The sequence below is a fragment of the Cellulosimicrobium sp. NPDC057862 genome (assembly GCF_042797035.1).
Taxonomy (GTDB): Bacteria; Actinomycetota; Actinomycetes; order Actinomycetales; family Cellulomonadaceae; genus Cellulosimicrobium.
The window spans coordinates 93,336-107,986 of the sequence record NZ_JBHVMH010000012.1 but is presented as its reverse complement, the minus strand read 5'-3'; the positions used below and the strand labels follow the sequence as shown (position 1 = coordinate 107,986).

General features: G+C 74.1%; 12 protein-coding genes and 1 tRNA gene. 9 read left to right on the top strand and 4 right to left on the bottom strand.

The window, feature by feature from the left end; genetic code table 11:
- Positions 1-57 precede the first annotated feature (57 nt).
- The 4 genes from ACFVN3_RS15120 to ACFVN3_RS15105 all read left to right on the top strand — a co-directional run bounded on the left by ACFVN3_RS15120 (position 58) and on the right by ACFVN3_RS15105 (position 4,824).
- Complete coding sequence (locus tag ACFVN3_RS15120; RefSeq protein ID WP_378233733.1) at positions 58-2,514, top strand: GH36-type glycosyl hydrolase domain-containing protein; 2,457 nt, start codon at positions 58-60, stop codon at positions 2,512-2,514.
- Between the two features lie 189 nt (positions 2,515-2,703).
- Complete coding sequence (locus tag ACFVN3_RS15115) at positions 2,704-3,354, top strand: GNAT family N-acetyltransferase (protein WP_378233732.1); 651 nt, start codon at positions 2,704-2,706, stop codon at positions 3,352-3,354.
- A gap of 61 nt (positions 3,355-3,415) precedes the next feature.
- Positions 3,416-4,687 (top strand): hypothetical protein, encoded by a 1,272-nt coding sequence (locus ACFVN3_RS15110; protein WP_378233731.1) that lies wholly within the window; start codon positions 3,416-3,418, stop codon positions 4,685-4,687.
- A gap of 64 nt (positions 4,688-4,751) precedes the next feature.
- Positions 4,752-4,824, top strand: a tRNA-Ala gene (locus tag ACFVN3_RS15105).
- 57 nt (positions 4,825-4,881) lie between these two features.
- On the opposite strand, the gene ACFVN3_RS15100 is transcribed toward ACFVN3_RS15105, so the two are convergent.
- The gene (locus tag ACFVN3_RS15100; RefSeq protein ID WP_378233730.1) at positions 4,882-5,706 is read right to left on the bottom strand and encodes a DUF4253 domain-containing protein; all 825 of its coding nucleotides are present in this window, start codon (positions 5,704-5,706) and stop codon (positions 4,882-4,884) included.
- Positions 5,707-5,806: 100 nt separating this feature from the next.
- Here ACFVN3_RS15100 and ACFVN3_RS15095 point away from each other — a divergent pair, with 100 nt between their 5' ends.
- The gene (locus ACFVN3_RS15095) at positions 5,807-6,658 is read left to right on the top strand and encodes a formylglycine-generating enzyme family protein (protein ID WP_378233758.1); all 852 of its coding nucleotides are present in this window, start codon (positions 5,807-5,809) and stop codon (positions 6,656-6,658) included.
- A 60-nt stretch (positions 6,659-6,718) separates the two neighbouring features.
- Here ACFVN3_RS15095 and ACFVN3_RS15090 read toward each other — a convergent pair whose 3' ends face one another.
- Positions 6,719-7,216 carry a DUF4190 domain-containing protein gene (locus tag ACFVN3_RS15090; protein WP_378233728.1) on the bottom strand — a complete coding sequence of 166 codons (498 nt, stop codon included), beginning with the start codon at positions 7,214-7,216 and terminating at the stop codon, positions 6,719-6,721.
- Positions 7,217-7,405: 189 nt separating this feature from the next.
- Here ACFVN3_RS15090 and ACFVN3_RS15085 point away from each other — a divergent pair, with 189 nt between their 5' ends.
- A complete protein-coding gene (locus ACFVN3_RS15085; RefSeq protein ID WP_378233727.1) occupies positions 7,406-9,034 on the top strand; it encodes a hypothetical protein in 1,629 nt (542 codons plus the stop codon).
- 96 nt (positions 9,035-9,130) lie between these two features.
- Positions 9,131-10,636 (top strand): family 20 glycosylhydrolase, encoded by a 1,506-nt coding sequence (locus ACFVN3_RS15080; RefSeq protein ID WP_378233726.1) that lies wholly within the window; start codon positions 9,131-9,133, stop codon positions 10,634-10,636.
- A gap of 4 nt (positions 10,637-10,640) precedes the next feature.
- Here the strand turns inward: ACFVN3_RS15080 and ACFVN3_RS15075 are convergent, their stop codons facing one another.
- Positions 10,641-12,389, bottom strand: a complete 1,749-nt coding sequence (locus tag ACFVN3_RS15075; protein ID WP_378233725.1) for a dolichyl-phosphate-mannose--protein mannosyltransferase — start codon at positions 12,387-12,389, stop codon at positions 10,641-10,643.
- A gap of 34 nt (positions 12,390-12,423) precedes the next feature.
- Here ACFVN3_RS15075 and rsmI point away from each other — a divergent pair, with 34 nt between their 5' ends.
- Positions 12,424-13,314, top strand: coding sequence for a 16S rRNA (cytidine(1402)-2'-O)-methyltransferase (gene rsmI, locus ACFVN3_RS15070; protein ID WP_378233724.1), 891 nt, complete (start codon positions 12,424-12,426; stop codon positions 13,312-13,314).
- A gap of 19 nt (positions 13,315-13,333) precedes the next feature.
- Here rsmI and ACFVN3_RS15065 read toward each other — a convergent pair whose 3' ends face one another.
- Positions 13,334-13,933: an isochorismatase family protein gene (locus ACFVN3_RS15065; RefSeq protein ID WP_378233721.1), complete on the bottom strand. Its 600-nt coding sequence runs from the start codon at positions 13,931-13,933 to the stop codon at positions 13,334-13,336.
- Between the two features lie 130 nt (positions 13,934-14,063).
- On the opposite strand from ACFVN3_RS15065, the gene ACFVN3_RS15060 reads away from it, so the two are divergent.
- Positions 14,064-14,540 carry a MarR family winged helix-turn-helix transcriptional regulator gene (locus ACFVN3_RS15060; RefSeq protein WP_378233719.1) on the top strand — a complete coding sequence of 159 codons (477 nt, stop codon included), beginning with the start codon at positions 14,064-14,066 and terminating at the stop codon, positions 14,538-14,540.
- The last annotated feature ends 111 nt before the right edge of the window (positions 14,541-14,651 follow it).

Below are 14,651 nucleotides of genomic sequence, written 5' to 3'. Positions count from 1 at the left end.
CCCGGACCACCCCACCCCGGCCCCCCAGCCCACCCCACGACAGGAACCAGAGCAACGATGCGCTACGGCCACTTCGACACCGCGCACGACGAGTACGTCGTCGAGCGCCCCGACGTCCCCGTCTCGTGGACGAACTACCTCGGCAGCAAGAACCTGTGCACCGTGCTGTCGCACACCGGCGGGGGGTACTCGTACTACAAGAGCTCGCAGTACGGCCGGATCACGCGCTTCCGGCAGAACGGTGTCCCGGTCGACCGGCCTGGCCACTACGTGTACCTGCGCGACGACGCGGACGGCGACTTCTGGTCGGTGTCGTGGCAGCCGGTCGGCAAGCCGTTCGTCGGGCCGGGCGAGGAGCTCGACCCCGCGGGCGGGGCGGGCCGCTGGACGACCCGGCACGGGCTCGGCTACTCGACGTTCCGTGCCGAGTACAAGGGTGTCGACGCCGAGCAGACGGTCTTCATCCCCGTGGACGACGACGTCGAGGTCTGGGACGTCCGGCTGACGAACACGACGGACGAGGTGCGTGAGCTCACCGTCGGTTCGTACGTGGAGTTCAGCTTCCACACGATCACGATCGACAACCAGAACCTCCAGATGTCGCTCTACGCGTCCGGCTCCTCCTACGAGGACGGCATCATCGAGTACGACTTCTACTACGAGCCGTGGACGTACCACTTCTTCGCGTCCAGCGAGACGCCGTCGTCGTACGACTCGCTGCGCGACAACTTCATCGGCCCGTACCGCTCCGAGGCGAACCCGATCGCGATCGAGCGCGGGCACGGGTCGAACGAGTCCGCGACGACGCAGAACCACTGCGGTGCGCTCCAGCACAAGATCACGCTCGCGCCGGGCGAGACCAAGCGGCTCGTCTACATGCTCGGCTACGGCTCGCGCGACGCGGCCGGCCGTGCGCTCCAGGCGAAGTACTCGGACGTCGCGACGGTCGACGCCGAGCGCGCTCGGCTCCGCGCGTTCTGGCGCACCAAGCAGGACAAGCTGCGGATCCGCACGCCCCACGAGGGCATGAACACGATGATCAACTCGTGGACCCTCCTCCAGGCGGAGACGTGCGTGCAGTGGTCGCGCTTCGCGTCGTTCGTCGAGGTGGGCGGACGCGCGGGCCTCGGGTACCGCGACACCGCGCAGGACGTCATGAGCGTCATCCACTCGAACCCGACGAAGACGCGCCAGCGCATCGTCGAGCTCCTGCGCGCGCAGACGGAGGCCGGGTACGGCCTGCATCTGTTCGACCCCAAGGCGTTCGACCCCGACGCGGAGAAGCTGCCCGACGTCCCGTCGCCGACGATCGTGCCCACGGTCGACCCGAAGGACCTCATCCACGGCCTCGAGGACACGTGCTCGGACGACCACCTGTGGCTCGTGCCGTCGGTCGTCGAGTACGTCAAGGAGACGGGCGACCGCTCGTTCCTCGACCTGGAGATCCCGTTCGCCGAGGGCACGCCCGCGACCGTGTACGACCACCTGGTGAAGGCGCTCGAGTTCTCCGCCGAGCAGGTGGGCCAGAACGGCGTCGCGCTGGGCCTGCGCGCGGACTGGAACGACTGCCTCAACCTCGGCGGCGGCGAGACGTCGCTCGTGACGTTCCTCCACGCGTGGGCGATCGGCGCGTTCCTCGAGATCGCGGAGCCGCTCGCCGCGGCGGGCGACGAGCGGGCCGAGGCGGACGTCGCGCGGTTCACGGCCGAGCGCGAGCGCATCGCCAAGGTCGCCGACGCCCAGCTCTGGGACGGCCGCTGGTGGATCCGCGGGTACACGCGCGACGGCGTGAAGATCGGCTCGGCCGAGAACGAGGAGGGCAAGATCTTCCTCGAGCACCAGGCGTGGCCCGTCATCGCCGGGATCACGAGCCAGGAGCGCGGCGAGGCGTCGATGGACGCGGTGCGCGAGCTGCTCGGCTCCGAGTACGGCAACCACCTCAACTGGCCCGCGTTCACCAAGGTCGACGACACCGTCGGGTTCGTCACGCGCGTCTACCCGGGCATCAAGGAGAACGCCGCGATCTTCTCGCACCCCAACGCGTGGCCGATCATCGCCGAGGCGATGCTCGGGCGCGGCGACGAGGCGGTGCAGTTCTACGACGCGATCCTGCCGTACCACCAGAACGACAACATCGAGGTGCGAGGCGCGGAGCCGTACGCGTACGTCCAGTTCCTCTACGGCCGCGACCACGAGTGGTTCGGCAAGGCGCAGAACCCTTGGCTCACGGGTACGGCCGGCTGGATGTACACCGCGGTGACCAAGTACGTCCTCGGCGTGCGCCTCGCGCTCGACGGCCTTGTCGTCGACCCGTCGATCCCGAAGGACTGGGACGGGTTCGAGGTGCGCCGCGAGTGGCGCGGCGCCGTCTACGACATCGAGGTCCGCAACCCCGACCACGTGTCGAAGGGCGTGCGCTCGGTGACGGTCGACGGCGTCGAGCACGACCCGGCGGCCCCGATCCCCGCGCTGCCGGAGGGCACCGAGGCGAAGGTCGTCGTCACGCTGGGCTGATCCACGCTCCGCCGACGACGGACGCGCGGGATCCACTGCCAGGCACCTGCGCGTCGACCACGGCACGGCCCGACGGTCCGGGCGCCACCACGCCGGTGGCGCGCGGGCCGTCGGTGGTGTCACCCTGTGCACCGAGGACCGGGCGACCGCCCGTCCCCGCCGACAGCTCCCGAGGACGGTCACCGCCGGATGACGCACAAGATCACGCGCGGCTGGAGCGTCACCAAGCCGTGGCCCGTGACCCTGCGGGACGACACCCTGGGCGGGTCGATCGTCCTGCGCCCGCTGCGCCGTCGGGACGCGAACGCGTGGATGCGCCTGCGCGCGCACAACGCGGACTGGCTCGAGCGCTGGGAGGGCACGTCGCCGCGCCCCGGCAGCGGGGGAGGGCCGCCGACGTTCGCCGAGTACGTCCGCGTGCTGTCCGCCCAGGCGCGGGCCGGGTCGTCGCTGCCGTTCGCCGTCGAGCTGGACGGGGAGCTGGTCGGCCAGCTCACGGTCTCCTCGATCACGTACGGGTCGCTGTGCGGCGCGAGCATCGGCTACTGGGTGAGCGAGCACGTCGCGGGCCGCGGCGTCATCCCGACGTCCGTCGCCATGGCGACGGACTACTGCTTCGCGGTCCTCGGCCTGCACCGCATCGAGATCAACATCCGGCCGGAGAACGGCCCGAGCCTGCGTGTCGTGGAGAAGCTGGGCCTGCGCGACGAGGGCGTGCGCGAGCGGTTCCTGCACATCCAGGGGGCGTGGCGCGACCACCGCACGTTCGCGATCACGAGCGAGGAGGTGCCCGACGGGCTCCTCGCGCGCTGGCAGGCGACGCGCCGCGAGACCATCTGAGCCGACCGACACGCCGGAGCGCGTGCGGAGCGTGGCCACGCGCCTCGCCTACGGTCGTGATGTGGAATCGGCCTCGGGGATCGTCGCGCTCGCGGTGTTCCTGCTGTGGGTCGGGTTCTACGTCCCGCACCGGGTGCGTCACCGGCAGCAGCTGCTGGAGGCGCGCACGGACGACCGCTTCTCCGGCTCCCTGCGCGTCCTGGCCGTCGCCGGCCCGGGCGGCGGAGGGATGGACCGGTGGGACGCGCGGCTCGACGGCGTCACGACGGTCGCCGCGATCGCGTCCGGACCCGCCGGTGGCGGCGGGCGCCCCCTGCTCGGGGGAGCGGGGTCGCAGGACCGGTCCGAGGACCGGACGCACGAGGAGGAGGGAACGCACGCCATGGGGAGCACCGAGAGCGCGTCACCCTCGCGCGGGGCACCGCCGCGCCGTCAGCCGGCGTCCGAGCAGTCCCGCCTCGCCCTCCTCGAGCGGCGTGCCGCCGCGGCGCGCCGTCGGCTCGCGCTCACCGTCGTGCTGCTCCTCGCGAGCGTCGCGGTGTGGGTCGTCGTCGCGCTCGGGTACCTCCCGTGGTGGGCCGGCGTGGTCCCGACGGCGGTCCTCGGGCTCGTGCTCGTGCTGGGCCGTCGTGCGGTGCTCGCTGCGCAGCGGTCCGACGCCGCGTGGCTGGCGGAGCGTCGTGCCGCCGCCCGCGCCGCGCGCGGGACCGTCCTGGGGGCGCCGCCCGCGCCCCGGGGCGCCCGTCCGCGCGTCACCGGCCGTGCGGTGCACGGGTCGCAGGTCAGCACGCAGATGATCCCGCGCGTCACGCCCCAGGACCTCGCGCGGGCGAACGCCACCGCGGCGGCGCTCTCCGGGGCGTCCGGCGTCTCCGCCTCGTCGCCGCGTGAGCGCACGACCGCGTCGAGCACGACGACGGCCGAGGACTCCGGCTCCGAGGAGCCCGCCTCTGCCCGTGGTGCTGCGGGCGTGACCGCCGTGCTCGTCACGGAGGTGTCGGTCGAGGCGACGGAGGTCGTCGAGGTCGAGGTCGTCGACGAGGAGCACGTGCCCTCGGGGCGAGCCTGGGACCCGATGCCCGTGCCGCCTCCGACGTACACGATGAAGCCCACGGCCCCGCGCCGCGAGCCCGCCCCGCTCACGGACGACGACGTCGTCTCGCCCGCCCGGGCGGGCGCCGCGCCTACGCCGGCCGCCGCGGTCGAGGTCGTCGTGGACGTGCCGTCCGGCGCGCCCGAGCCCGCCGCGGGCGACGAGCGCAAGCCGTCGACCGAGACGCTGGGTCTCGACCTCAACGAGATCCTCGCCCGCCGCCGGGCAGCAGGGCAGTAGCTCCCCCGGGGGTGGCCGGTTTGGTAGACCCCGCCCCCGGGGTGCTAGTCTGTTCCTCGCTTGAGGGGCTATGGCGCAGTTGGTAGCGCGTCTCGTTCGCAATGAGAAGGTCGGGGGTTCGAATCCCCCTAGCTCCACCCTCTGAGAGGGCCGCTGACATCGTCAGCGGCCCTTTCTGCTGCTCAGGGCGCGTCTCAGTCCCACCAGAACGACCAGGCGTGGGTCCCGACGAGTGCGTGGGCGTACTCGTCGAACGTGTCGTGGGCACCTTGCCAGACGTTGTCGGGGCAGACGGCGAAGTGCTCGACGGCGAGAGCGCGGGCGTGCTCGATGTCCTGGGGCGGTCGCGCGACGGAGACCTGCAACGTGTCCGTCCCGACGCCGACGACCCGGGCGCCGAAGCGATCGGCCCAGGAGCGCAGGACCGCCGAGACCAGCTCCGTGTCGTTCGTGTGGTTGCAGGGCCCGTCCCAGCCGGCGAGGGTCAGGGCACCCGCGCCGTCGGGCGCGGGCACCAGGCCGAGCCGCCACGGTCGCGGTCGACCGTAGGGGTCGACGTCGTCCTGGAGATGGCGGGCGAAGGCGTCGGCGAGCGTCTCAGGGTCCTCCCCGGCCTGCCCGGGCCGAGCCAGGCCGGGCCAGGGCCCGCTCGGTTCTCCCGCCCCGGGCACCTCGTCCGCGTCGGAGCCCGCGTCGTCCTGGAGGTCGTCCCAGAGCGACCGGAGGGCCGTCTCGGGATCGACGGCGTCGAGCACCTCAGCGGGCTCGGGGAACGACCACCGTCCGACCCAGGCGTCCGGGTGGTCGTCGTCGTGCTCCAGGAGGAGAGGGACGAGGCCGGTCTGCGCGTGCGCGCTGCGCAGGCGCGCCCAGACCTCGCCCGCGTCCCGGACGGGTGCGTCCGAGACCCAGAGCAGCGCCGTGCCGTGGAGCCCGGGCGGTGCCCAGTCGCTCTCGTCGGCGAGCACGAGGCGCCCGGGCGGGAGGTCGTCGGGCAGCGAGGGGAAGCGAGGTGTCATGACGCGCAACGTACGACGTCCCACCGACAGCGAGACGCGACCCTATGCTGGCCGCGTGAGCCTCACCGAGCTCTGCCTCGTCCCCGGCGGGACGTTCCGCATGGGTTCTGACCGGCACTACCCCGAGGAGGGGCCGGCGCACGACCGGGAGGTCGAGCCGTTCCTGCTGGAACGCCACGCGGTGACGAACGCGCAGTACGCGGCGTTCGTCGCGGACACCGGCTACGTGACCGTCGCGGAGCGCGCGCTCGACCCGGCCGACTTCCCGGGGGCCGACCCGGCCGACCTGGTGCCCGGGGGTCTCGTGTTCACCCCGACGGCGTGTCCGGTGGACCTGCGCGACTGGCGGCAGTGGTGGCGGTGGCAGCCGGGGGCGTCGTGGCGCGCGCCGCAGGGGCCGGGCTCCGACGTCGACGACCGCCCGGACCACCCGGTGGTGCTCGTCGCGTTCGAGGACGCGTCGGCCTACGCGGCCTGGGCGCGGCGGCGCCTGCCGACGGAGGTCGAGTGGGAGCGTGCCGCGCGCGGCGGGTTGGAGGGCGCCGAGTTCGCGTGGGGCGACGAGCTCGCGCCGGGCGGTCGCCCGATGGCGAACACGTGGCGGGGCCGGTTCCCGTACCTCGACGAGGGATGGGGCGGGACGTCGCCCGTCGGCTCCTACGAGCCGAACGCGTACGGGCTGGTGGACCTCATCGGGAACACGTGGGAGTGGACGGCGGACACGTTCACCCCCCGTCACGTCGTCCCCGGGACGCGCGGGCCGGACGTCGGGGCGCGGCCGAACCTCCTGGCGCCGACGACGTCGCCGCAGGTCCTGCGCGTCACCAAGGGAGGCTCGCACCTATGCGCGCCCGAGTACTGCCGCCGGTACCGGCCCGCGGCGCGGTCACCGCAGTCGGACGACACCGCGACGACGCACCTCGGCTTCCGCTGCGCCGCCGATGTCGGCTGACGACGACGAAGGCCCCCGCCGTCGGCGGGGGCCTTCGTCAGGTGCGGAGCACGCGAGCGGTCAGCCGCAGGTGTACTCGATGCCGTTCTCGTAGTGCGTGCCCGGACCGAGCTCGGCGCACTTCTCGGCCACGGTGGCGATGCCGATGCCGAGCACGATGCCGACGACGATCGAGATCACCAGCACGACGGCACCGACGATGATGCCCGCGAGGGCAACGCCGTTCTTGTAGCCGGCCTTCTTCGACTTGTTGAAGGCGATGATGCTGAGGATCAGGCCCACGATCGAGAGGCAGCCGAGGAATGACAGCACGAGGCCGACGATGCCCATCGTCTTGCCGGGGTCCTGGGCCGGGGCGGAGTATCCGGGGGTGCCACCCTGGGGGGCTCCGTACTGCGGTGCCTGCGGCGCGCCGTACTGCGGTGCCTGCGGGGCTCCGTACTGCGGGGCCTGCGGCGGCTGCTGGGGCTGGCCGGGCTGCGGAGCGCCGTACGAAGGCGGTCCGGACGGCGTCCCGCCGGGCTGCGGGTTCTGGTCGGGCTGGTCGGGGGTCGACATGCGATCTCCTCGGCGGTGGGTTCGGGCCCGGCCAGTATGCCGGTCGGGGCCGCCTGACGTCCCGAGCGCCCGCGGCGCGTCCCGAACACCGGTCGCCGGTTCGTCCGCCGTCCACCCGACGGGCCGACCGTCACGAGTCCCACACATCCGTGGGTCGGCGGGGCGTGGGGCATGCGCGATGATGGGGGCGTGAACTCTCGGAAGGTCCGATTCGTCCCTGTCGTCCTCCCTGTCGTCCTCAGTCTCGGTGCCGCTGTGGCGCTCGGTGGCTGCGCCGCGGAGGCCGCGAAGGCCGACGGACCGTCCTCGGGCGAGACCGGGCTCGTCGCGCGTGCCGCGGAGCCCAGCGACGGCGTCCTCGTGCTGGACTCGACAGACCCGGCGGAGCTCGCTCTGACGAGCAGCCAGGCATTCTTCACGTCCGCGCCCGTCGTCGTCCTCGCCGTCGCCGACGACGAGGCGGCGCGGGCCACGGCGGCCGCCGCGGCGGTCGAGCTCGCCGCGCCCGTGCTCCTGGTCGGCGGGGCGATCTCCGACGGTGGGCTGCGCACGGAGCTCGCCCGGCTCGGCACGGTCGCGGCCGTCGAGGTCGGCGAGGCGGACGCGCCCCCGGGGCAGGACGACACGGGCGAGACCCCGGAGCGCGCGACGCTCGGCGACGTCGAGGGCGTCGAGCGGGTCCTGCTCGACGTGGGGGCGCTCGGCGCCGACGGGGCCCTCGACCCGCACGACCTCGACGACGTCCGCGCCGCGCTGCCCGAGCGCGGCGAGCCGGACACGCTGACCGAGGTGCTCGCCCTCACCGAGCCGGGGGGCCTCGACGCGCACGGGGGGCCGCAGGCCGCGGCGATCGCGACCGCCCGCGCGGCCGGTGCGGTGCCGCTCGAGGTGCCGCAGGGCGACCCGCGCTCCTCTGCGGAGGTCGTCGACGCGCTCGCGGCCGCGAAGGCGCTCGCCGTCGTGGGCATCGGGGAGAGCTTCGGGTCCGCGGAGGACCTGGCGTGGCGGCTGCGCGCGGCCGAGGCCGGCGACCTGCTCCCGAGCGGGTCGCAGCTCGTGCTCGCGGACCGCGTGCGGTACGTGGCGGTCGAGGCGGACGCGGTGACCTCCGGGCTGGAGGCGGTGGGGGAGTGGGCGGTGTCCGACGCCGTCTCCCGCGCGCAGGACGCGGCGGCGTCGTACGCGGAGGCCGTGCCGGAGGAGACCGTCGTCCCGGTGCTCGAGGTCCCGGCTACCCGGGCGTCCTCGAACCCCGGCGAGGACCGGGACTACTCGACCGAGATCCCGGCCGAGGAGCTGGTGCCGCTCGTGGACGCAGCGGCCGAGGCGGGGGTCATGGTCGTGCTGCGCCTCGAACCGGGCCGTGCGTCGTTCGACGAGCAGGTGACCGAGTACGCGGACGTCCTCGCCCGCCCGACCGTGGGCGTGGCCCTCGACGTCGACGCGCGCCGGGTCGGTGACGGTTCCCCGACCGGCACCGTGGACGCGGCCGAGCTGGGCGCGGCGATCGACGCGGTCGGCGAGGTCGTGCGGACGGAGGGGCTCCCGCAGAAGCTGGTCGTGCTCCAGCGCTCGGACGGGGACGCGATCCGGGGGGCGTCGGACCTCGACCTGGGGTCGGGAGAGGCGGCCGTGGTCCTGCAGTCCACCTCGGGCGACAGCTACGGCGCACGGGTGCGGGACTGGGGGCTGCTCCTTGACGGGCTGCCGCAGGGCGTGGTCGGCGGCTGGACGACCGGTTCGTCGGACCCGGCCCGTGACGTCGAGGGCGTGCTCTCGCTCGACCCGAGCCCGCGGTACATCGCGCCCTCGCGCTAGTCCGGAGGCGCTTGGCCGGGCCCCGGGCGGCGGGTTAGGGTGTGTCGCTCGCAAAAGCCGAATCGATTCGATCCCAGCCAGACGACGAGGTACCCGATGGTCTCGGTCATCCCCCAGCCCCTGCACGTCGAGCCCGGGACGGGGTACGTCCCCGTCGCCAGGCTGGAGGTCCACGCGCTCGGTCTCGAGCGGTCCGCCCCGTGGCTCGGTGACTTGGCCGCCTCGCTCCTGAGCGGCCGCGACGGCGTCGCCGCGACCCACGACGACCCGGCGTCCGGCACCGCGGTGGGCGCCGCCTCGGGCGCCCCGACCCCGACCGCGCTCGTGCTCCGGATCGACGCGCAGGCGGGCCCCGCGGGTTCGACGAACCCGGAGCGCTACAGCCTCGTCGCCGACGACCGCGGTGTGACCGCGACCGCCGCCGAGCCCGCCGGGCTGCTCCACGCGGTGCAGACGCTGCGCCAGCTCGTCGAGCCGTCCGGCCCGGGCGACGAGCCCGCGCGGGTGCCCCACGTCGTCGTGCACGACGCGCCCCGCTACCCCTGGCGCGGCCTGTCCGTGGACCTCGCGCGGACGTTCTTCGGTCTCGACGCGCTGCGTGCCGTGATCGACGTCGCGGCGGCGTACAAGCTCAACGTGCTCCACCTGCACCTCACGGACGACCAGGGCTGGCGCATCGAGTCGCCGTCCCGGCCCGAGCTCGCCAAGCTCTCCTCGGGGAGCGACACGTCGGGCGGGAAGGGCGGGCACCTGTCGCTCGCGGACTTCCGCGCGCTGCAGGACCACGCGGCGGAGCGCTTCGTGCGGGTCGTGCCGGAGATCGACGTCCCCGGCCACATCAACGCGGCGACGCACGTGTACGGCGACCTCATGCCCGACGGCGTCCCGACCGACGCCTACTCCGGCATCGAGGTCGGCTTCTCGCGCCTCACGTTCGACCTGCCGGCCACGGAGCCGTTCCTGCGCGACGTCTTCACGGACCTGGCGCACGCGACGGACGGCGAGCACGTGCACCTCGGCGGTGACGAGGTGCTGAAGATGGAGCCCGCGGAGTACGCGCAGTTCGTCGAGCTGTGCGAGCGCCTGGTGCTCGAGGCCGGCAAGAAGCCGGTCGCGTGGCAGGAGGCCGCGAAGGCGCCGCTGCGCCCGGGCACGATCGTGCAGTACTGGGACACGCACCCCATGGACCTCACGTACCTGGTCGATGCCGCCAAGGCCGGGGCGCGCGTCATCCTGTCGCCCGCGAACCGCGTCTACCTCGACATGCGCTACACGGCCGAGTTCGACCCCGCCCTGGGGCAGGACTGGGCGGGCCTCGTCGAGGTGCGCGACTCCTACGACTGGGAGCCGGAGGAGGTCGTGCCCGGCCTGCCGGTCGACACGATCGAGGGCGTCGAGGCGGCGGTGTGGACCGAGCGCATCCCGACGCTCGACGCCCTGTTCACCATGCTCCTGCCGCGCCTGAGCGCCGTCGCGGAGGTCGGCTGGACCGCCCCGGACCGCAAGGACTGGGACGACTACCGGCGTCGCGTGGCGCGCGAGGCGCACGCCTGGCGGCGCGCGGGCATCGCGTTCCACGCGTCGGGGCAGGTCGACTGGTGACGCGTCAGATCCAGGTCGGCAGCCACATGTGCAGGCGCCAGAACCAGTACGGCACCTGCCACGCCGTCCAGATCGGGTAGAAGAACACGCTGACGGCGCCGATCGTCGTGAGCAGGACCGTGAGCCCCACCTTCACGCGGGCCCGTGCGACCGGGCGGTGCTCGGTGCGTTCGAGTGCGAGCGTCATCGCGTACACGAGCGTGAGCACGACCCACGGAGTGAACACGATCGAGTAGAACGTGAAGATGGTCCGCTCGGCGTAGAGGAACCACGGCGCCCACCCCGCGACGACGCCGCTGAGCACGGCGAGCGCCCGCCAGTCCTTGAGCCGGACGAGCGCCCAGAGCGCGACGAGGATCGCGAGCGCCGCCGTCCACCAGATCACGGGGTTGCCGAGCGAGGTGATCGCGCGCGCGCAGCGCTCCACCTCGCACCCCGCCTCGCCGGGGTCGTAGGAGCGCCAGTAGAACGACGTCGGCCGCCACTGGAGGATCCACCCGAGCGGGTGGGCCTCGTACGTGTGCTCGGACGTGAGCCCGTTGTGGAAGTCCCACATCTTGAGGTGGTACTCCCACAGCGACCGCAACCCGGGCGGGAGCCACTGGACCCCCTCTCCGGGGTGGTCGAGCGCCCACTGGCGCATGTACGCCCCAGGGGTGCGGAACCACGACGTCCAGGCGCCGAGGTAGGCGAGCGCCGCGGTCGGGAGCATGACGAGCGCGGCGGGGATCGCGTCGCGCACGAGCGCGTCCTCCCACCAGCGCCCGACGCCCGCGGCGCGCCGCGCCGTCGCGTCCCACAGCACCGACACGACGGCGAAGACGGCGAGAAAGTACAGCCCCGACCACTTGACCCCGCACGCGAGACCCAGCGCGACGGCCGCCGCGAACCGCCACCACCGCCACCCGAGCCCGGGCCCGTAGCGCCCGATGCGCCCGCCCGCGTCGAGGATCGCCCCGCAGCGGTCCGCGAGGCGCCGTCGGGCCTGCTCGCGGTCGAGCAGCAGGCACCCGAACGCGACGAGGACCCAGACCATGAGCATGTTGTCGAGCAGACCCGTGCGGGAGTGCACGATCGCCTCGCCGTCCACGGCCATGAGCGCGCCCGCGACGATCCCCATCGCGGTGGAGGCGAACAGACGCCGGGCGATCCGCGCCACGAGCACGACGGCGACCACCCCGACGACCGCGGACGCGATGCGCCACGACCACGGGTTCTCCGCGCCGCCGAAGAACCTCATCCCGAGCGCGATCATCCACTTGCCGAGCGGGGGGTGGACCACGTAGTCGGCCGTCGGGAGGAACGAGTTCACGTCCCCGGCCTCGAACGCCGGGTTCGGCTCCTCGGGCCAGTCGGCCTCGTACCCGACCTGGAGCAGCGTCCAGGCCTGCTTCACGTAGTACGTCTCGTCGAACACGAGGGTGCCCGGTCGGCCGAGGTTCCACAGCCGCAGCACCGCCGCGACGACGGCGACGATCGCGACCCCGAGCCATCCCCACAGCCGGTCGTGCGCGGTCGCCCCCAGGGCCAGACGGCGAGGCCCGAGCAGGGCGAGCAGGAGACGCTCGCGGTGGGTCAGGTCGGGCGCGTCGACGACGTCCTGCTCGGGGCGGACGGCCGACCCGTCGGAGGCGGTGCCGTCGGGCTCGTCGCCGGACGCCGGGCGCGACGTCTCGGCGGGCTCGTCGGGGACGTCGGTCGCGTGCCGGGGTCCGGGGTGCGCGTCGGCGGGCGGCTGGGACACGCTGGCCATCGTAGGGGCACACGGGTGTGGAACCCTGGGAACCATGTCCTCCTCGACCGACGCGCCCGACGCCGACCGGCTCACGACCCCGCGGGAGGCCGGGCACCTGGTGCTGGGCGGCACCCCGATCGGCAACGCGGAGGACGCGAGCCCGCGGCTGCGGCGCCTGCTCGCGGAGGCGGACGTCGTCGCGGCGGAGGACACGCGCCGCCTGCACGCGCTCGCGGGCCGGCTGGGCGTGCAGGTCGGTGGTCGCGTGCTGAGCTTCCACGAGCACAACGAGTCCGACCGCGCGGACGACCTGCTCGACGTCGTCGACGGCGGCGGGACGGTGCTCGTCGTGTCCGACGCCGGCATGCCGAGCGTGTCCGACCCGGGCTTCCGCGTGGTCGCGCGCGCGGTCGAGCGCGGGGTCCCGGTCACGACGGCGCCCGGGCCGAGCGCCGTCCTCACCGCCCTCGCGCTCTCGGGCCTCCCGACGGACCGCTTCTGCTTCGAGGGCTTCCTGCCGCGCAAGGCGGGCGACCGGTCGCGCGCGCTCGCCGCGCTCGCCGACGAGCCGCGCACGCTCGTGTTCTTCGAGGCGCCGCACCGCGTGGCGGAGACGCTCGCCGCGATGGCCGAGGCGTTCGGCGCGGACCGGCCGGCCGCCGTCGCGCGCGAGCTCACCAAGACGTACGAGGTGGTGCTGCGCGGGCCCCTCGCCGAGCTCGCGGAGCGCGCCGCCGAGGAGCAGCTCCGCGGGGAGATCTGCGTCGTGGTCGGCGGCGCGCCGCCGCGCGGTCCGGTCCCGCTCGCCGAGCTCGTCCCGGGCGTGCTGGCGCGCGTCGACGGCGGCGAGCGGCTCAAGGAGGTCGTCGCGGACGTCGCCCAGGACGCGGGGGTCGCGAAGCGCGACCTCTACGCGGCGGCGCTGGAGGCGCGCCGCCGCTGAGCCTGCGCGGGACGGGTCGTCAGCGCCCGACGGCGGTGCTCGGCTCCAGCGCGACGCCCGCAGCGGCGAGCTCCTCGCGCGCCGCGGCGCCGAGCTCGGGCGTGACCGGCACGGTGAGGTCGGTGAGGACCCGGGTGGCGAGGCCGAGCGCGTGCGCGTCGAGCGCCGTCGCGCGCACGCAGTGCGACTCGGCGATGCCGACGACGTCGACCGCCTCGATCCCGGCGTCGCGCAGGACGTCCGCGAGCGGACGGCCGCCGACGTCGACCCCCTCGAAGCCGGAGTACGCGGCCTGGTACTCGCCCTTCTTCACCCCGGCGTCGGGCGCGAGGTCGGCCAGCGCGGGGTGCAGCTCGGCGTTCGGGGTGCCCGCGATGCCGTGCGGGGGCCACGTGTCGACGAAGTCGGGCTCCGGGCTCCAGTGCTCGCCCGGGTCGACGTGCCAGTCCTGGGTCGTCACGACGAGGTCGTAGGCGTCGCGGTGGTCGCGCGCGTGGTCGGCGATGCGCTGCGCGACGGCGTTCCCGCCCTCGACCCCCAGCTCCCCGCCCTCGCAGAACGTGGGCTGGACGTCGACGACGATCAGCGCGCGGCGCGCCGCGGGAGTGTTCTCGCTCATGCGCCCACTCTGCCACCCGGGACGGGGATGTGGGCCAGCCCCCGGGTGGGGTGCCGGGCCCGTCGGGCGCGTCCCGCGCGCGGGTGCGAGAGTGGGACCAGCCGTGACCCGAGCACCCGGGAGGTACCCGATGAGCGACGACCCGACGCCCGCCACGACCCCTCCGGCCGGCGCGCCCGAGCGCCCCATCGGGTACTGGCTCAAGCTCGTGGACCGGCTCATCGACGAGAGCTTCGACGGCGTGTTCCAGCACTCGGGGCTCACGCGCCGGCACTGGCAGGTGCTCAACACGATCCGGGACGGCGTGAGCGAGGAGACGAGCGTCGACGGCGTGCTGTCCCCGTTCACCGGCGCGGCCCCGGTGGCCGGGCACGGGGCGAGCGCCGTGACGGCCGAGATCGACGACCTCGTGCGGCGCGGCTGGGTCGCGCGCGACGGCGCGGGCAGCCTGTCCGTGACCGTCGCGGGCAACCACGCCTACCACGACCTGCTCGACGCGGTGTCGGTCTCGCGCGAGCGGGTCGCGGACGGGATCAGTCGCGCGGAGTACGCGCAGACGGTCGCGACGCTCGAGCGCATGGCGCGCAACCTCGGCTGGGAGGGCTGAGCGCCCGTCCCGACGAGACGGGACGCGCGGCGTCCGGCAGCAGGCGTACCCTGCGAGACCCGCGACCCGTGCGCACCCCGCGCCCGGGAGCGCCGCACAGAGCTGGAGCAC